At 34.6% G+C, this 18,009-nt stretch carries 18 protein-coding genes; 4 read left to right on the top strand and 14 right to left on the bottom strand.

Annotated elements, in window-relative coordinates; all coding sequences use genetic code 11:
• The first annotated feature begins 237 nt into the window (after positions 1–237).
• Positions 238–1,002 (top strand): nucleoside phosphorylase, encoded by a 765-nt coding sequence (locus tag RBG61_RS09050; protein WP_307942830.1) that lies wholly within the window; start codon positions 238–240, stop codon positions 1,000–1,002.
• A 10-nt stretch (positions 1,003–1,012) separates the two neighbouring features.
• Positions 1,013–1,528: a GrpB family protein gene (locus tag RBG61_RS09045; RefSeq protein WP_307942827.1), complete on the top strand. Its 516-nt coding sequence runs from the start codon at positions 1,013–1,015 to the stop codon at positions 1,526–1,528.
• 38 nt (positions 1,529–1,566) lie between these two features.
• On the opposite strand, the gene RBG61_RS09040 is transcribed toward RBG61_RS09045, so the two are convergent.
• From RBG61_RS09040 to RBG61_RS09025, 4 genes are all read right to left on the bottom strand, one after another.
• Positions 1,567–2,979: an MATE family efflux transporter gene (locus RBG61_RS09040; RefSeq protein WP_307942826.1), complete on the bottom strand. Its 1,413-nt coding sequence runs from the start codon at positions 2,977–2,979 to the stop codon at positions 1,567–1,569.
• 103 nt (positions 2,980–3,082) lie between these two features.
• Positions 3,083–3,400: an AzlD domain-containing protein gene (locus RBG61_RS09035; RefSeq protein WP_307942823.1), complete on the bottom strand. Its 318-nt coding sequence runs from the start codon at positions 3,398–3,400 to the stop codon at positions 3,083–3,085.
• A complete protein-coding gene (locus tag RBG61_RS09030; protein WP_307942821.1) occupies positions 3,397–4,119 on the bottom strand; it encodes an AzlC family ABC transporter permease in 723 nt (240 codons plus the stop codon). Before RBG61_RS09030 ends, RBG61_RS09035 begins: the two co-directional genes overlap by 4 nt.
• Positions 4,120–4,296: 177 nt before the next feature.
• Complete coding sequence (locus tag RBG61_RS09025) at positions 4,297–5,673, bottom strand: glycine--tRNA ligase (RefSeq protein WP_307942819.1); 1,377 nt, start codon at positions 5,671–5,673, stop codon at positions 4,297–4,299.
• Between the two features lie 182 nt (positions 5,674–5,855).
• Here RBG61_RS09025 and RBG61_RS09020 point away from each other — a divergent pair, with 182 nt between their 5' ends.
• Together RBG61_RS09020 and prmA are read left to right on the top strand one after the other, a co-directional pair.
• Positions 5,856–6,512, top strand: coding sequence for a class I SAM-dependent methyltransferase (locus RBG61_RS09020; protein ID WP_307942817.1), 657 nt, complete (start codon positions 5,856–5,858; stop codon positions 6,510–6,512).
• A 71-nt stretch (positions 6,513–6,583) separates the two neighbouring features.
• Entirely contained in the window at positions 6,584–7,531 is a 948-nt protein-coding gene (prmA, locus tag RBG61_RS09015) for a 50S ribosomal protein L11 methyltransferase (protein ID WP_307942815.1), read from the top strand.
• Positions 7,532–7,707: 176 nt separating this feature from the next.
• Here the strand turns inward: prmA and RBG61_RS09010 are convergent, their stop codons facing one another.
• From RBG61_RS09010 to RBG61_RS08965, 10 genes are all read right to left on the bottom strand, one after another.
• Positions 7,708–8,259 (bottom strand): hypothetical protein, encoded by a 552-nt coding sequence (locus tag RBG61_RS09010; RefSeq protein ID WP_307942813.1) that lies wholly within the window; start codon positions 8,257–8,259, stop codon positions 7,708–7,710.
• 65 nt (positions 8,260–8,324) lie between these two features.
• Complete coding sequence (locus tag RBG61_RS09005) at positions 8,325–9,863, bottom strand: NAD(P)H-hydrate dehydratase (RefSeq protein ID WP_307942812.1); 1,539 nt, start codon at positions 9,861–9,863, stop codon at positions 8,325–8,327.
• A 35-nt stretch (positions 9,864–9,898) separates the two neighbouring features.
• On the bottom strand, positions 9,899–10,258 hold the full coding sequence (acpS, locus tag RBG61_RS09000) for a holo-ACP synthase (protein ID WP_307942811.1): 360 nt from the start codon (positions 10,256–10,258) through the stop codon (positions 9,899–9,901).
• Between the two features lie 20 nt (positions 10,259–10,278).
• Entirely contained in the window at positions 10,279–10,803 is a 525-nt protein-coding gene (locus RBG61_RS08995) for a hypothetical protein (RefSeq protein ID WP_307942808.1), read from the bottom strand.
• A 136-nt stretch (positions 10,804–10,939) separates the two neighbouring features.
• Positions 10,940–12,424, bottom strand: a complete 1,485-nt coding sequence (locus tag RBG61_RS08990; RefSeq protein WP_307942806.1) for a DUF4340 domain-containing protein — start codon at positions 12,422–12,424, stop codon at positions 10,940–10,942.
• Entirely contained in the window at positions 12,421–13,857 is a 1,437-nt protein-coding gene (locus tag RBG61_RS08985) for a Gldg family protein (protein WP_307942803.1), read from the bottom strand. The genes RBG61_RS08990 and RBG61_RS08985 overlap by 4 nt, the downstream gene beginning before the upstream one ends.
• Before the next feature lie 14 nt (positions 13,858–13,871).
• The gene (locus RBG61_RS08980) at positions 13,872–14,573 is read right to left on the bottom strand and encodes an ABC transporter permease subunit (RefSeq protein ID WP_307942801.1); all 702 of its coding nucleotides are present in this window, start codon (positions 14,571–14,573) and stop codon (positions 13,872–13,874) included.
• Entirely contained in the window at positions 14,573–15,517 is a 945-nt protein-coding gene (locus tag RBG61_RS08975; RefSeq protein ID WP_307942799.1) for an ABC transporter ATP-binding protein, read from the bottom strand. Before RBG61_RS08975 ends, RBG61_RS08980 begins: the two co-directional genes overlap by 1 nt.
• A gap of 216 nt (positions 15,518–15,733) precedes the next feature.
• Complete coding sequence (locus RBG61_RS08970; protein ID WP_307942797.1) at positions 15,734–16,804, bottom strand: aldose epimerase family protein; 1,071 nt, start codon at positions 16,802–16,804, stop codon at positions 15,734–15,736.
• Between the two features lie 53 nt (positions 16,805–16,857).
• On the bottom strand, positions 16,858–17,973 hold the full coding sequence (locus RBG61_RS08965; protein ID WP_307942796.1) for an anaerobic sulfatase maturase: 1,116 nt from the start codon (positions 17,971–17,973) through the stop codon (positions 16,858–16,860).
• Positions 17,974–18,009: the final 36 nt, after the last annotated feature.

The following is an 18,009-nucleotide window of genomic DNA, read 5'->3' as shown; positions in this document are numbered from 1 at the left end:
TTAATATAATATATTAAGAGGGTTGTCATATGGTAGAAGCAAGATGAAGGTTAATTTCTATCGTAAAGCAACCCTCTCAGTCACCTACGGTGCCAGCTCTCCCAAAGGAGAGGTGCCACAACAGTGGGGGAAAGGTTGGAGCTTCCTTTCTTACTTGTATTTTTTCATAAATCTCTACTGCTTTGCTAAACAATACCTATAAGAAATAAACCTTAAGTCAGAAAGGAATGATATTAAATGGATATCTTATTAAGCCAATTTGACCCTGATCCTCGCGCAATTATTGATCCAGAAATGACTTGCTCCCCAATCGAAAACTTTCCTGAGCGTTGCGTTTGCTCATTTTCTCCAACGCTAATCGAAACATTTGCTAAGATGGATGGCGTTACACAAATAGGTTCTTTAATGAATGCAAATGCAATTCTACCAATCTATCAAATTATCTATAAAGATACACCTATTGCATTTTGCATGGCTCGAGTAGGGGCACCGGCTTGTGTTGGTGGTGTAGAAGAGTTAATTGCAATGGGATGCAAAAAGCTAGTTTTGTTCGGATCCTGTGGTGTATTAAACCATGAAATTGCAGATGAACATCTTATTGTTCCAACAAGTGCAATGAGAGATGAAGGCACAAGCTATCATTATATGGCTCCAAGCGATGAAATTGCGTTAGATGAAGAATGTGTGGAAACAATTGCAAAAACAATTGACTCATTAGGTTATCCATATATTAAAGGCAAAGTTTGGACAACTGATGCATTCTACAGAGAAACGAAAGCCAAACTGCAACTGCGAAAAGAACAAGGTTGTATTGCAGTAGAAATGGAGTGTTCTGCTATGGCAGTAGTTGCTAAGTTTCGAGGTGTGAAATTCGGAGAGTTTTTATATTCTGCAGACAATTTGGCTTCTCCAACTTGGGAGGCTCGTGGCTTAGCACATCATCACTTATCTTCAAGAGAAAAATTCATGGCATTAGCATTTGAATGTGCAATAAATTTATAAAGGTGGTACAATGAGAACAACTAAAGTTGAGGTGCTCCCTTATGATAAAAACTGGGCAAAAGAGTATCAAAAAATCAAGGCGGAACTTTTATCTGTAATTGAGGAAAATATTATTGCAATGGAACATGTGGGCAGTACGTCTGTTGAAGGATTATGGGCAAAACCCATTATTGATATTGATGTTGTTATTGAAAGTAATCAACGTCAAAACATTATTAACCAGCTTGCAACAATTGGATATCAACATGAAGGCAATTTAGGAATAGAAGGTCGAGAAGCCTTCAAGTATGATAATAAGCCTCACCTTATGACACATCATTTATATGTGTGCTCAAAGGATTCGGCTGAATTAAATCGCCACATCACCTTTCGAGATTATTTAAGGTCGCACCCACTAGATCGTGGCCAATATAGTAAAATTAAGCAACAAGGTGCATTGCTATATCCAAATGATATTGAAAAGTATATCGAATATAAAAGTCCAGTAATCGAAGCAATCTATCGTAAATGTGGGTTGTTACCATAATAATAAAGCAGGTTTTCACAAGAAAACCTGCTTTATTATTATACATTTGTTTCTATTACTTCTACTTCTATTCTTTCTTTATCTATGTCTTCCAATTCTCTTGCTTTTAGTATCTTTTTAAATTTAATGATAAACACTAATCCCGTTACTGTTGCTGCTATAACATCTGCAATTGGCTCTGATAATAATACCGCAAGCACTTTATCAGTAAAGAAGAATGGTAAAATATAAATAAGTGGTATTAGCAAAATTATTTTTCGTAATAGTGCTAATAAAAGTGATACCTTTGCTTGACCTAATGCAACAAAAGTTTGTTGACATGCAAATTGAATACCAAGCATGAAAACACCACTCATAAAAATTCGCATTGCCCAAACTGTTATATCCATTAGTGCAGCATCACTAGCAAACAAACGAACAAACATTTGAGGAACCACCATTACACAGCCCCACATTAATATTGAAAATACGATTGCTGAAATTAACAAATATCTAAATGTTTTCTTAACACGATCAACTTTTCTAGCGCCAAAGTTAAATCCAATAATCGGTTGTGCACTTGAAGCTAATCCAGCTAAAGGCATAATACAAAATTGAATGACACTACCGATAATCGTCATAGCACCTACTGCATCATCTCCACCAAATCGTTGCAAAGAAGAGTTTAATGCAATATTTACTAAACTTTCTGTGCTTTGCATAATAAACGGTGATAAGCCAAGTGCTAGCACAGGTAACATAACAGCTTTATTAAGGCGGAAATATTTTTTACGTATGCGAATTTCTGATTCACTAGATAATAAGAATTTAACCACCCATATAGCAGAAACTGCTTGAGAAATAACGGTTGCAATTGCAGCACCCTTTACACCCATATTAAATGCAAAAATAAAAATTGGGTCTAATACAATATTTAAAATTGCACCAATCAAAACAGTCAGCATAGCTGTTTTAGCAAATCCTTGAGTGGAAATAAAACTGTTTAATCCCATTGATAATTGAACAAAAATTGTACCCAAAACGTAAATATTCAAATAGCTTAATGCATATTCTATTGTGTTTTCACTAGCTCCAAATAGCATCAGCATATCTCGGCCCCAAATTAAGAATACCGCAGTTAATATAATGGAAACTCCCATTAAAGTAATAAAACAATTACCTAAAATATGTTCTGCTTCCTCTTTGTTTCCTTCGCCAAGCTTAATTGCAACCTTTGGTGCACCACCCATTCCAATTAATGCGCTAAAAGCCGAAATAATCATGATTATCGGAAACGTTACTCCTACACCAGTTAAAGCTACTTTTCCAACTTCATCAATATTTCCAATGTAAATGCGGTCTACAATATTGTATAATGCATTTATTAGTTGTGCCGCAATTGCCGGGATTGCAAGGCGAAGAAGCAATTTACCAATTGAATCATTTCCCAAATCGTTCGTTATTTTTTTCATCGAATCCCTCTCTCTAAATAGAAAACAGGCATTACTGCCTGTCCTTTGCTGATTTTATTATAGCATACACTGTACATTCGTATATGAACGTATATTAAATAAACTATATCAACTTTATTATCTGTTCTGTTACAAATACTGCTACTACCGAACAAAGTGCCACTGTTAGTAGGCTTTTTTCTTTATACGCTAAAAACAAGGCAACTGCGAGTCCTACTCCCGCCGAAATCATATTTGCTGTAGAATAAAGAACCTCAGGAAAGGTCATAGCGGCTAATACTGCATATGGAACATAAGCTAAAAAGGATTTAATATATCGATTTTTAAGCTTCTTTTTAAAAGCCACCAACGGAAGCATGCGTGGAAGATAGGTTACAAACGCCATAATGAAAACGCAAATTAAAATTCGTGTGTAGTTCATTCCGTTACCTCCTGCTTATCCTCATCAATCGGATAACGGTATGCACAATATCCTGCTGCAAATAGAGCTGCAATAATTATTACCCATCCCACAGAAACTTGATTTAAAAATGGTACCCATTTAAAAAGGCAGCTGATACATACAGCAATCATACAAGTAATCAACACCGGTTTTGCTTTTTTTGCTGGTGGTACAATAATAGCAATAAACATTCCGTAAATTGCAATACCAAGCGCAGTTTTTACTGCAAGCGGCAATAGATTTGTTGCTGTTGCGCCCAATAGTGTTCCTATTGCCCATCCTAAGTATGGTGTTGCAATCAATCCCAACATATATGAGGTATTCAATGTACCGAATTGTTGCGAAGCAATTGCAAAAACTTCGTCTGTTATACCAAAGGAAATCAAACCACGCTCAGTTGTAGTCATTTTATCTTCAACCTTTTGGGATAAAGAAAGGCTCATAAGCATATAACGAATGTTAATAATAAATGTTGTAACTGCAATTTCTATGTAAGCACCGCCGGATAAAATAAGCGATAATCCCGCAAACTGTCCTGCAGATGTCAAATTCGTCATAGATATCATCAAAGGTATCCACCAGTGAAGTCCATTTTGCACAGCTTCCATTCCGAATGCAAACGAAATTGGAAGATAACCTAAGCATATAGGTAATCCGTCTTTTAATCCTTTTTGAAAAGTCAACTTTTTATTTTTCAATATGTCACCCACCAAAGATAGAATATTACTATTATACTAGAAATGTGGATTGAACGCAATTCATAAAACAAACGAAAATAGGCGAAATCTTCTCGGATATTTCAAGTATGAAATCACAAAGAATGATATCCGTTATACAGCAAAAGAGCAGACGCCAATCGGCATCTGCTCTTTTTATTAAAACTCTAGTTTTGATTCAATGTAACTTGTTAAATCTGCAATTGCAATTCTTTTTTGTACCATAGTATCACGATCACGAACTGTAACACAGTTATCTTCTACAGATTCAAAGTCAAATGTAATACAGAATGGCGTACCTATCTCATCTTGACGACGATAACGTTTACCGATTGAACCCGCATCATCATAATCTACCATGAATTTCTTTGCTAGCGTATTGTATACTTCCATAGCAGGCTCAGATAATTTCTTAGATAGCGGTAATACACAAGCTTTGAATGGAGCTAATGCAGGATGCAGACGAAGTACCACACGAGTATCTTTCTCATCAATAATTTCTTCATCATATGCTTCACTTAAAAATGCAAGTGCAACACGGTCAGCACCTAAAGATGGCTCAATAACATATGGAATATATTTTTCATTTGTTTCCGGATCAAAGTATTCTAATGATTTGCCTGATTGTGTTTGATGTGCATTTAAATCGAAGTTTGTTCTGCTTGCAACGCCCCAAAGCTCGCCCCAACCAATAGATGGGAACATAAATTCAAAGTCTGTTGTTGCATTAGAATAGTGGGAAAGCTCTTTGGGATCATGGTCACGAAGTTTTAAGTTTTCTGCTTTCATACCAAGTGATAATAACCATTTGTGACAAAAATCTTTCCAATATGCAAACCAATCTAGTTCAGTACCTGGTTTACAGAAGAACTCAAGCTCCATTTGTTCAAACTCACGAGTTCTGAAAATAAAGTTACCAGGCGTAATTTCGTTTCTAAATGATTTACCGATTTGTCCAACACCAAAAGGAAGTTTCTTTCTTGTTGTACGTTGGATATTCGCAAAGTTAACAAAAATGCCTTGTGCTGTTTCCGGACGCATGAAAATTTCGTTTTTAGAATCTTCTGTTACACCAACGAATGTTTTAAACATCAAGTTAAAGCTTCTAATATCGGTAAAATCTTGTTTACCACATTCAGGGCAAACAATGTTATTATCTTTGATATATTGTGCCATTTGCTCAAAAGACCATCCTGCTGGTAATACACCTGTGTCTTCTATTAATTTATCTGCACGATGACGAGTCTTACATGCTTTACAGTCCATCAATGGATCAGAGAAGCCGCCAACATGTCCGGATGCTACCCATACTTGTGGATTCATTAAAATTGCGCTATCTAGTCCAACATTGAAAGGACTTTCTTGAATGAATTTTTTCCACCAAGCTTTTTTTACGTTATTTTTAAACTCTACGCCTAAAGGTCCATAATCCCACGAATTTGCAAGTCCGCCATAAATTTCGCTTCCTGCATATACAAAGCCTCTACCCTTGCAGAGTGCCACTATCTTGTCCATTGTTTTTTCGCTGTTTAGCATATTTTTGACCTCCATTGTTATTTTTCATTGTCTAATCTATTATAATGAAGAATTACGATAAAATCAAGTGTCAAACCATATGTAAAAATTTTCAACTCTCATTATTATTTGTTGCTTTTCACAAGAAAAATGAGGTATAATGAATAAGTATGATTTGCTATTCAGTTAAAGGAGTGTTTCGTATGACAAAATCAAAAGCATGGGACTGGAAAGTTGGCGTTGAACCTGTTTGGTTGAATCCTAGCGAAGAAAGTTATTATATCGCTCAAAAGTGGAAGAATAACGACTATAAAACCGTTCTCGACTTGGGTTGTGGATTAGGTCGACACTCTATTTATTTTGCGAAACAAGGATTTCAAGTTTCTGCAATTGATTTATCCGAATATGGTTTATCTCATCTGAATGAATGGGCAAAGAAAGAAAATCTACCGATTGAAACCACAGTTGGTGATATTCTAAAGCTACCATATGAAGATAATACATTTGATTGTATCTTTTCCTTTCATGTCGTTTCTCATACGGATTCAAAAGGAATTTTACAAATAATGAGTGAAATAAAAAGAGTATTAAAACCGGGTGGAGAGGTATTTCTAACGTTATGCTCGAAAGAAACATGGTCTTTTAAAGATGCTGGATACCCGAAACTTGATGAAAATACGGTAATTAAATCCGATGATGGTCCTGAGAAAGATGTTCCACATTTCTATGTGAACTTAAAAGATGTTTTACATTTATTCACTGATTTCGAAATTGAACGAATTCGTCATACAGACGATTGCTATTTTAACGGACAGCAACAAAACAGCAAACATTATTTTATAACAGCAAAATTAATATAAAAATATTATTGGAACGACACAGAGGTCGTTCCTTACAATATATAACACTGTATACCCAAAAGGAGAAAAAAATGAACAACTGGACCGAAGTAACCATCTACACTACATCAGAGGGCATTGATATAATTAGTGGATTTTTAACCGTTCATGGTATTAAAGGACATGTAATAGAAGATGCTAAAGATTTCTGTGAGTTCCTAGAAGGCACAACTACCCATTGGGACTATGTTGATGATAGCTTAATGGAATTAAAAGAAAAAGAAAGCAATGTAAAATTCTATCTTTCTGATAACCTACAAGGCATTGAAAGCTTTAACCAAATTAAAGCTGCATTAGAAGGACAACGTGCATTAAACGAAGGTATTGATTTAGGTAGACTTACTATTGAAACAAGCAATGTCAACGAAGAAGATTGGTCTACCGCTTGGAAGAAATATTATCACCCTACAAAAATCGGTAAACGATTAGTAGTCGTTCCTTGTTGGGAAAAATACACACTTGCAAACAATGAAGTGCAAGTAACACTAGACCCAGGAATGGCATTTGGAACAGGTACACACGAAACCACTCGCCTTTGTATGCAATTGCTTGAAGATTGCGTAAAAGAAGATACTACTATGCTCGATATCGGAACCGGTAGCGGAATTCTTGCAATTACTGCTTTACTTCTTGGTGCCAAACAGGCTGTTGGTGTTGATATTGATGAGCTTTCTGTAAAAGTGGCACAAGAAAATGCTGACTTAAATCATGTCGGTGAAAAAATCGAATTAGTATGTGGTGACTTAACTGAGAAAATTAGCGGAACATACGATGTTGTTTGTGCAAATATTGTAGCTGATGTTATTATCCGACTCAGCAAAGATGTGAAAAACTTTATGCATCAAAACAGTATCCTATTGGTATCTGGAATTATTGATGAACGTTGCGACGAAGTTATTGCTGCTCTTCAACAAGCAAACCTCAACATTGTTGAAAAAATTACCGAAAACGGCTGGGTAGCTATGAAATGTAGTTTATAATAATAAGCTGAAATAACGTATTCAAGAACTGAATAAAACGGTTGTAGGGGCTGATACCCACATCAGCCCCTGTTTTAGGATGAAAATTCCTATCCCACGGGTCGATGTAGGCATCGACCCCTACGTTTCTTATAAAAATATACTACTTGCTACTAAAAATTGTTTACCAGCATTTATTATTTCTTAAAGATAAAATCATCAAAATTACACTCAAAATCAAGCTGTGGAAGTGTTAATGTCATAATAGAACCACTTGCTTTATCTAATACTATTTTAAAATTTCCCGAATCGCTCTTGCCCGTTATTTGAACTGTTTTCCCCACCATTTTTACATCTACGCCGCTAGGACTTGCGGCAGTATCAATCGAATTTACAATAACAGCTGCCAAGGACGATGCGAGCTTTGAATTTTCATCCAGTTTTACAGATAAGCCTTTATAAGAAACCTTAATGTCCTTGCCATCATACTGAAATTCCATATCTTTTAATTGTTTTGGTTCTTGTATTTTAATTGTACATGCACCAACAGCCGATTTGTTGATATCACAAACCATTACAAGATCTTTCATTTTTACGGTAGCTTTTGCATCAAATGGCTTACTTAAGTTTGTTGAAATTTGATGTGGTGGGCTAGAACCCTTTTGAAAAGCTAAAACCGTAAGCCCCACAATTGCCACTACTAATATTACGCCCCATATAATAAAGGTTTTATTCTTCATTTCTTTCATAAATAAATCCCTCCACAAGCTTTCATTACTCTAAAGCTTATGCAGAGGGATTGTTATTTATGCGATTAGATTGATTCAAAACCTTTTAAGGTATAAGAAATTTGTTCAATAATATCTCGAGCTAACATCGAATATTGCGACATTTGTTCACTTAATTGATCTGCAACCATGCCATGAAGATACACTCCACCTATTGCTGCATTCTTCGGCTCATAGCCTTGTGTTAATAAGCCTCCAATCATTCCTGCAAGAACATCGCCACTACCGCCTTTGGCTAGACCAGCATTACCGGTAGAATTGACATATAATTCACCTTCTGGTGTTGCAATAATGGTTTTATGTCCTTTTAAAACTACAATTACTTGATACCTTTGTGCAAATTGTTTTGCCATTTCATAGCCATTCGCTTTTACTTGCTCTATTGTAGAACCTGTTAGTCTTGCCATTTCACCTGGATGAGGAGTTAATATAGCAGTTTTTTGAAGTTTTTTTAATATCGAGCAGTCTTTTGAAATACAGTTTAAACCATCTGCATCAATTACAATATTCTTTTGCACATTTTCTATAATATACTTTACTACTTGTTTTGTGTCTTCTGTAACAGAAAGGCCACATCCGATTAAGCAAGCATCAGCATTTGAAAGTAAAGAATCCATATCACCTATTGCATCAGCAGATATGCTCCCCGTCTGGCTCTCTAGCAGTGGCACTGTCATTGCTTCCATTAAATTAACCGCACAAATATCAGCCACACATTTAGGCGTTGCAAGTGTAGTAACGCCTGCACCTATTCGCATTGCCGATAAGGTCGACATCATCGCCGCACCACACATCGTTTTGCTACCCGAAATATTGAGAAATTTACCATAACTCCCTTTATGCGTATTCGGATTTCGTTTTGGAAAGAAAGGGGCAACCATTTCATACGTCAGCAATACTGCATTGTGTTGAGCCATTTGTAATATCTCATTGGTTATACCAATATCCAACACTTCAATTTCACCACAAATTTCTTTTGCCTGTTTCTTTACGTGGGCTGGTTTAGCTGCCGCAAACACCAACGTAGTTTCGGCTATAAGATGGTGGTTTGCACAAATTCCGGTATCCGCATTCATTCCGGACGGAATATCCAAAGCAACTTTAACTGCAGATACAGCATTTATTGCATCAAATATGTTCTCTAGTGTAATTGGTAAATCTCCATGAAATCCGGTCCCGTATACTGCGTCAATAACAATATCTGCGCTATTGATACAATCTCTTGCTCGTTGCAATTGGGAGTCAAAGCAAATTACTTCTATTGAATCTATCGGTAATTCTGAAAATACTTGTTTGCTTTCAGTTGTAGTAGATTCACCACAGCACAGTATTATTGAGACGCTGCCACCGTTTTCATGAATTTTCTTTGCAACAACAAACCCGTCTCCAGCATTATTGCCCTTTCCACAGACCACAACGCTTTTCTTTGTAAGGATATTATATTTATTTTCGCAATAATTATATGCCATTGTTCCAGCATTTTGCATCATCTCAATATATGAGAGGCTTGTACTGGCAGTAAGCTGCTCTGCACGTTTCATTTGAACCGTCGTTAATACTAACACCTAACACACTCCATTCAAATCCATCAACTTACGATTTATGATATTGGGTATGCCACAACAATTGCAATGGCATGTTGGTCTGTATGAGATTGACTCACGCTAAAATCTAATCTAAGCTTTTGCACAATTTCTGCCGCTTTACCGCTTAGCTTTATATAAGGGGCACCCAATTCATTACGAAGAATTTCAACTTCTGACAAACGAAACCCTCTAATTCCTGTTCCTAATGCTTTGGAAAACGCTTCTTTTGCTGCAAAATTCGCCGCAATGGTTTGATAATACTGTTTCGTTTGTTCCTTTTTTGTAAGAAATTTCTGTTCCTCAACCCCAAAAAACCTCGTTATAAAACGAGGATCTTTTGTTATACTTTTTTCAATTCTAGAAATTTCGACCATATCTATTCCGGTTGAATACATTATCTACTATGCACTTTCCTTTTATATATTTTGTTAATTTCAGTTAATAAACGCTCATTCGGGCTAAATACAAGCAAACATTTTTCGCCTTGTTTTCCACGATAAACGGCAGAATACACATTTTCATCTAGCATATGGGTACACGCATATATTTTTACATCAAAGTGTTCACTTTTATATTTATCATGATTATATTCTTCAAACAATTCAAAAGAGCTAATTCGAACTGTTGTAACACGTTTTCTTTTTCGCTTTGCACTGATTTTATCAATATCAATTTCGCCATTTGTATAAATATATTCAAACTCTAAATTTAATCCGGATATAAAATACCAAGCTCCAACCAATGAACCAACTGCCAATAAAAACGCAATTGAGTTAATTGTTGGGTACCTAGTAAATACTACAACATACATCAGCATAAAAAACAAGAATAATGCAACTAATAAAATACATGCCTTAATTAACTTATCTTTAATAGAGTCCTTCTTTTTGACAATTTGCTCAAAAAAAACATCGTTCATGAATAGACCTCTCTTACTTATCAATTCTTATTTATGTTTAGTATATCATAGTAATACAAAAATCGCAAACTTAATTTATGAACTTTAGGTAAATTACATATAAAAAAGAGACTTCAAAGTGAAGTCTCTTTATCTTTTACCAATCAGTATCGACTGTTTTTCCTGCTTCTAAATTAGCTAATTCCTTTACTAACTTATCAACATAACCCGCACGTCCAACAAATGCATTATTACCGTTTAAAGAAATAATACAAGTGCGGTCATCTAATACATAGATTTCTACTACATCTTTTTTACCATTTCGATAATTATATTGAACCGTAGCAGCAGCCGCTTTATTGGGTTGTACTTTGTTGATATCTTGAATTGCTGTTAGCTGTAAGCATTGGAAATAAGCCTTTGCGTTGTTAATGTCTGCTTTTGAACCATTCAATGTTGCAGTAATTTCGTTAACATCCTTTGGCTTGTCTTTGTTTAATTGGAATGCTATTGTGTTCTTTTTATTGTTTAAAGTAACATCAATACTTTGAGTATCCAAAATATGAGGAAGTACTGCAACAGTAGAAAGAATATCTTTTGGCTGCATTTTCATCCATCTTAAATCAGATGCTTTGACGATATAAATTTGATTGATACCTTCACGCATTGCATAATAAGAAACAATTTGGTGCGTATGACCTGTTAAGTCTTCGCCTTCTTCATGCTTACATTCAATGCCTTTACCTGTTGTTATTTTAACAGATGAAGTACCGTTATATTTTAATTCAAAAACTGATGTTGGTTTATCAAATCCATACTTCACCAAATCTTCTTTTGTTGGATTACCCTTCAAAATTGATTCTGCTATAATACCAAAGTTTCCATATACTAAATCTTGTGCCGGAGTTTCACTAATTAGCGCATGAACAGGACTGGTCATTTTAATACTAGCTTGTGTTGCAGCATTTGCACTTAGCTCACCTTCTGCAAACTTTTCTAGCACAATAGGCTTTTCTAAGTCCGGTCTTGTAACAGACATTTTATCAATTTTTGGAATGTCCTTAACCTCATCTGATTCCAATCCAGGAATTAAAACTTTATCAATATATGCATAACGGTCATAGTAAAGGTTAGTAAATGCATCCGTACTTGCAACATACACTGTTTTTTGGTCGCCCACTCGTATATATGTTGCTTTTTTATCGCTGGATTTTTCACCAACATGAATGACAATCACAGGTTTATTTTTTGGTTTAACTTCAAAAGTAAGTTTTGGGTTCAATAATCCATATTTTGATAAATCCGTTGCATCTTTTTCAATTACTTCTAACGCAGTAACACTTTGTGCTTGACCTAATGTTTCAAGGTACAAATGATATGCTTGCGGATATTCCATGATTTCTTTGATACCCCATTTGTTTTCGCCTTGTTTTGAAATTGTATATTCATCTTTTTCATTTTTAATTTTCAAAGATTCAATGGAATCAACTGTTTCTTTTACGAGCGTAATGTAATTCTTTTCCTGACTATTTGGATTTTCTTCTTTTGCAGGTTTTTTTGTAAGAACAAGCACTACCAACACAGCAACTAATAGCAATAATACGCATCCGCCAGCAATAATTGCTTTAATTTTGTTACTCATAAATGCCTCCTGCGGAACCAAATAACAGTACCTATAACAAGCGCAACTAACGGAATAATGATTGTTAAGATTAAGTTAATAATAGATACTTGTGCTTTTGAAACTGTGATAGTTTCATTTGCAAATTGAATTGGCAGAATCTTAACAGCATCTTCTTTTTCAGTTAAGTTGTTTGTAATAGTCATTACTAAATCGCCGTTATTACAGCCTGCGTATTGTAAGAAATTTGTATTTAAGAATTCAGGTGAAGAAAGAGCAATAATGGTTGAATATTTCATAGTGCTTCCAACATATTTTTCACGAGTTGCTCTTACCATGGTATTGAATTCACCAGTAGCATCTAACTTTTTGTTTTCATCTGTTGATGCTAATTTACCTGTAGCTGCAGATTTTGTAATAACAGCTGTTTTACGGTTATCTTTTTCAGTAAATAACTGTTTGATTGGACTTGCAAATGGGGTGATAATTGGAAGGTCAGCTGAATTTAATTGCTTTTTAATAGACTCATCAGCCAACTGATTTACTAATCCAAATTCATTATTTACTAGATTACGTGTATTAGAATCGGTAATAACGCCTTCGCCGATTTCTAAGCCCCAATCTGCCAAGAATGATTTCAATAAAGGACCAACTTCTTTATTATAAGCAGAAACAAATACAATGGATTTTCCAAACTTACCGTTGTTGTCTAAGTAAGTTTCTAATTTTTTAATTTGATCTGCTGTAAAATCGCCTTTTGGCGTTGGAAGAATTACTAAATCGGATTTTGCATCAATATCTTGAGATAGTAAGTTAACGCTTTGAATGGTGTAGTTGTTTGTTTCTAATAATTCTGTATAACCTTTAACGTCAACATTGTCTTGTCCGCCAATAAGCGTTACAACAGCTGGGCTTTTATCTGTTACGTACATGAGAGAGCTTGTTAGCTTTTGTTCTGCAACAGAGCTGTAAGTTACTTGTCCATATTCGGTTTGATTGCTTTCAAATAAATCATTGATCGGAACTTTTTTGTAACGGAGCTTACTTTCGATAATGATGTCGCCCTCGTTAACTGTTACTTTAGGATATTTTTTTGCAAAGCTAGGATCCTTTTTTAAATTAACAAATTTAATATCGATTTTACCGTTATATTTTGCGTAATTTTTGATGATTTCATATCCTTGTACATATAAATCACCTAGACCTTTTAACGTAGCTTCATCAGCACAAACAATCATATTTACATCTTGGTCTAATTTTTTAATATAATTGACACTTTCTTGTGTTAATGCAAAACGTTTTTCTTTTGTAAGGTCAATATTTAATGGAAATCTTTCCAATAATAATGTTGCGATAAAATTGATAATAAAAATTGCAACAATAAATCCTATTGTAATAATGGTCGCTAGAGAGCCATGCTTAAAGCGACGATTAGCAAAAACATTCTTTTTCATACGCTTTCTCCTCCTTAGCTCCATCTTTTCTTTTCAAGTACTCTAACTGTTAAGAAGTTAAAGACTACTATAAAACTGATAAAGAATATAATATGTGATACATTCAAAATACCATTTACGAAATCAGTATATCTTGCATTCATAGATAATTTTGAAAGGAAAGTTGAAATAGCTGTAACCGGAATTTTTTGAGCAATTGTATCAAATGAAAGAATAAATAATACAATACCATAGCTTCCGATTGCTGCAATCATTTGACTTTCTGTTAATGAAGAAATAAATAAGCCGATTGCAAGAATTGCACCACCAACTAAAGCTAATCCTAAAAAGTTTCCTAAGAAAATGTTCCAGTTTGGTTTTGCAAAGGTAGCTAATACAATAACATATACAATTGTAGAACAAAGACCAATTAAATACATTACAAATGCTGCAAGATATTTACCAATAACAATACCGCTGATGTTAACAGGAGCAGTTAATAATAATTGGTCTGTTTTTTGCTTTTTCTCTTCACTTAACAATCTCATTGTTAATAGTGGAATTAATATAATAACGATTGTAAATAATGAACTGAATACATATTCAATTTTAGTTGAGTTTTGAGATAATACAGCTGAGAAGAAAAATCCACCAAACACAAACATAAAGGCTAAGAAAACATAACCAATTGGAGATTGAAAATAAGATCTTAATTCTCTTTTAAATACAGCAAGCATTATTGTACACCTCCGTTTTCTTTTGTTAGTTTTAAGAAGATGTCTTCTAATGAAAGTTCGCTAGAACGTAATCCTAACATTGGCCAATTTCTTTCAGCTAACCGTTTGAAAATTTCACGGCGAACATCAACATTTTCTTCTGCTTCAACTGTATATTCATATACGTTGTTTTCACGTTTTCCGTTTGTTACAACTGATTTCATACCAGCGATGCCTTGTAATGTTTTATAAACATCATTCTCTGGGCCTTCAACCAATAAAACGTAATAACGATCTTCGCTCATTTCTCTTGACAAGTTGGTTGTTGTATCATTTGCAACCAATTTACCTTGAGAGATAACGATTACACGATCACAAACAGCTTGGATTTCAGGAAGAATATGTGAAGAAAGAATAACAGTATGCTTTTGACCTAATGTTTTAATTAGGTTACGAATTTCAATAATTTGTTTTGGGTCAAGACCTACTGTAGGCTCGTCCAAAATTAAAACCTCAGGATTTCCGATAATTGCTTGCGCTAAACCTACACGTTGTTTATAACCTTTTGATAGGTTTTTAATTACACGGTTATATACATTTGAGATTTTAACAACATCACAAACTTCTTTAATATGAGCTTCTTTTGGCAGTTTCACTTTCTTTAAGTCATAAATAAAATCTAAATACTCCTTAACTGTCATATCCAGATATAGAGGTGGTTGTTCCGGAAGATAGCCAATTGCCCTTTTTGCTTCAATTGGATTTTCAAGAATATCAAATTCACCAATTTTCGCTACACCATCGGTAGCGGATAAATAGCCTGTCAAAATGTTCATTGTCGTTGATTTTCCAGCACCGTTAGGCCCTAGAAAACCTAAAATTTCACCTTTGTTCACGGTAAAGCTAACATTATCAACTGCAAGCTTTTGTCCGTATCTCTTGGTGAGATTTTTTACTTCTATCATTTGATTTCCCTCCTGTGATATTATATATCCTATTAACTATATAGAGATGCTCTTTTCAAACAAGGTTTTGCTTTATAATTTTGTAATCCCTTAATAAATTCGAAACATCTTAATAAATATAACATAAATGCAGAATATTTTCCACATACTTTGTGAAAAATGTGTGTAATGTTTTTTCATTACTTGTAAATTCCATTATTTATTAGGCTTTTTTTATTAATCTTTGGTTGTAAATTCAAAAACAGTAGTGTAATCATACACATCATTTGCTTTCAAAACACAACATGGAAACTGAGGCTGATTTGGCGAATCTGGCATAAACTGTGTTTCTAAACATACACCGGCATTTTGATTATAGATACAGCCTTGCTTTCCAATATGCGTACCATCCAATGCATTCCCTGTATACAACTGCATTGCAGGCTTATTCGTGTAAACATTTAAAACTCTTCCTGTTGCTTCATGATATAATGTAGCAGCTTGAATCAATTGTTTACCTTTCCCGTTTAATGCATAGCTATGATCATACCCACCACAATTATGCAAATCTTGATTATCAGCGTTAATACGTTCACCAATCAAATGCATTGGTTCAGTTGCCGTAAAATCAAATGGAGTATCTTTTACTGGCACTAGCTCACCCGTTGGGATTGCCTGTTCATTCACTCTAGCAAAGAAATCGCCGTTTACAAATAACCGATGCTCCAAAATTGTTCCTTTATTATGACCAGCCAAATTAAAATAAGTATGATTGGTTAAATTCAGTACTGTATCTTGGTCAGTTGTACCTTGATAATGGATTGTTAATCGATTATTTTCATCTAAAGAATACTCTACCGCAGCGTTTACTGTTCCGGGAAAGCCTTCTTCTAAATTGGGACTCGTCAAGCTGAGCCTTAGCTTTGGATTTGTTTCATCGTTAATAATTTTGTAATTCCACACACGTTTGGAAAATCCAATATTTCCTCCATGTAGATGATTCTCACCATTATTGCAGTTCAACTGATATTCATTATTGTTGATTGAAAACTTGCCCTTCGCTATTCGATTTGCATAGCGTCCTGCAACAACTCCTAAATAGGCAGTTTGATTATAATACGCATCTGCTGAAGACAAGCCTAAACAAATATCATCAGAGTTGCCATTCTTATCAGGTGTTGTAATAGATACAATAGCAGCGCCCAAGTTGATAATTTCTACTTGCGTTTCTCCATTATCTAAACAAAACAACTGTATTTCTTCACCCGATGATAACTTTGAAAAGCTTTGCTGTTTAATCTTTGTCATAAAAGATCCTATCCTTTCTCAACTATAAACTTTATTATATAGCTCATCTCATTTTATCTTAAAAACTTTTTCCCTACCTTTATTAAATCTTCTTTTGCAAAATCAAAGAACATTTTAAATGCAGGGCAAAGATAATTTTCGTTGTTATGATCAATTCCTATTGGCTCTCGATTTCTTCGGCACCCACCTCGGCAAATATGATAATGCTCACACTCTTTGCAATTAGGTGCTACTTGCTTTGAAATTTCAACAAAACGTTTTGCGGTTTCTGTTTGACTCATTTGTTCAAACTCATCTGTTAACACATTGCCAATACGCCATTCATCCGTTACATAAAAATCGCAAGGATAGGTGCTGCCATCTGCTTCAATCATATAGTAACAACTGCACATACCCGACATACCGCAGCTTTCAGGTGGATAACCAAACAACATCATAACCAAATTATCAAAATAGCGAATACTCATTGGTTTGTTTGTGCTTAAATCGACATACCATAGGGAAAACAGTTTTTTTAAAAATTCGCCATATGCTTCGGGTGTTAAAGAATAATCGTTTTGCCCATGCTCTTTTTTTAGTTCATCTAAACAAGGAATAAACTGTAGATAATGAAAGCCTTGCTTTTTAAAGAAATAATATATTTTTTCAATGTTATTTGCCACATCAATATTAACCGTTGAAAGAATATTATATTCTACTTTATGCTTATCCATAATTTTTGCAGCATTTAAAACACGGTCAAAGGTTCCGTTACCTAGATGGTCCAAACGATATTTATCATGAATAAGCTTACTTCCATCCAGTGAAAGTCCTACCAAAAAGTCGTTATCATGAAGAAACTTTGCCCACTCGTCATTCATATTTAACCCATTAGTTTGAATTGCATTCGTTACTTTAATGTTTTTAACATTATATTTCTTTTGCAGCGCAACAACTCTTTTAAAGAAATCAAGTCCTGCCATTGTCGGTTCTCCACCTTGGAATCCAAAGCTTGCAACATGGTCTGCGTATTGAAATGCTTTTTTAACTATAGTTTCAATTGTTTCGTCGCTCATAATTCCATAGTTTGCAATTGCACGTGAATTTGTTACATCATGATAAAAGCAATACTTGCATTTCATATTACAAGTAGACGAAGCAGGCTTAATCAGCAATGAAATTGGTGGCATAAAATCTCCCTCTCTCTGTTTTATGTTAATAAAATG

The organism is Paludicola sp. MB14-C6 (assembly GCF_030908625.1).
GTDB lineage: Bacteria > Bacillota > Clostridia > Oscillospirales > Ruminococcaceae > Paludihabitans.
This window is presented reverse-complemented; position numbering and strand designations above follow the sequence as displayed.

What these genes read in the sequence shown, in the direction of transcription:
- RBG61_RS09050 (WP_307942830.1), top strand. Translation starts at nt 238, where the DNA reads ATGGATATCTTATTAAGCCAATTTGACCCTGATCCTCGCGCAATTATT.
- RBG61_RS09045 (WP_307942827.1), top strand. Translation starts at nt 1,013, where the DNA reads ATGAGAACAACTAAAGTTGAGGTGCTCCCTTATGATAAAAACTGGGCA.
- RBG61_RS09040 (WP_307942826.1), bottom strand. Translation starts at nt 2,979, where the DNA reads ATGAAAAAAATAACGAACGATTTGGGAAATGATTCAATTGGTAAATTG.
- RBG61_RS09035 (WP_307942823.1), bottom strand. Translation starts at nt 3,400, where the DNA reads ATGAACTACACACGAATTTTAATTTGCGTTTTCATTATGGCGTTTGTA.
- RBG61_RS09025 (WP_307942819.1), bottom strand. Translation starts at nt 5,673, where the DNA reads ATGCTAAACAGCGAAAAAACAATGGACAAGATAGTGGCACTCTGCAAG.
- RBG61_RS09020 (WP_307942817.1), top strand. Translation starts at nt 5,856, where the DNA reads ATGACAAAATCAAAAGCATGGGACTGGAAAGTTGGCGTTGAACCTGTT.
- prmA (WP_307942815.1), top strand. Translation starts at nt 6,584, where the DNA reads ATGAACAACTGGACCGAAGTAACCATCTACACTACATCAGAGGGCATT.
- RBG61_RS09010 (WP_307942813.1), bottom strand. Translation starts at nt 8,259, where the DNA reads ATGAAAGAAATGAAGAATAAAACCTTTATTATATGGGGCGTAATATTA.
- acpS (WP_307942811.1), bottom strand. Translation starts at nt 10,258, where the DNA reads ATGGTCGAAATTTCTAGAATTGAAAAAAGTATAACAAAAGATCCTCGT.
- RBG61_RS08995 (WP_307942808.1), bottom strand. Translation starts at nt 10,803, where the DNA reads ATGAACGATGTTTTTTTTGAGCAAATTGTCAAAAAGAAGGACTCTATT.
- RBG61_RS08990 (WP_307942806.1), bottom strand. Translation starts at nt 12,424, where the DNA reads ATGAGTAACAAAATTAAAGCAATTATTGCTGGCGGATGCGTATTATTG.
- RBG61_RS08985 (WP_307942803.1), bottom strand. Translation starts at nt 13,857, where the DNA reads ATGAAAAAGAATGTTTTTGCTAATCGTCGCTTTAAGCATGGCTCTCTA.
- RBG61_RS08980 (WP_307942801.1), bottom strand. Translation starts at nt 14,573, where the DNA reads ATGCTTGCTGTATTTAAAAGAGAATTAAGATCTTATTTTCAATCTCCA.
- RBG61_RS08975 (WP_307942799.1), bottom strand. Translation starts at nt 15,517, where the DNA reads ATGATAGAAGTAAAAAATCTCACCAAGAGATACGGACAAAAGCTTGCA.
- RBG61_RS08970 (WP_307942797.1), bottom strand. Translation starts at nt 16,804, where the DNA reads ATGACAAAGATTAAACAGCAAAGCTTTTCAAAGTTATCATCGGGTGAA.
- RBG61_RS08965 (WP_307942796.1), bottom strand. Translation starts at nt 17,973, where the DNA reads ATGCCACCAATTTCATTGCTGATTAAGCCTGCTTCGTCTACTTGTAAT.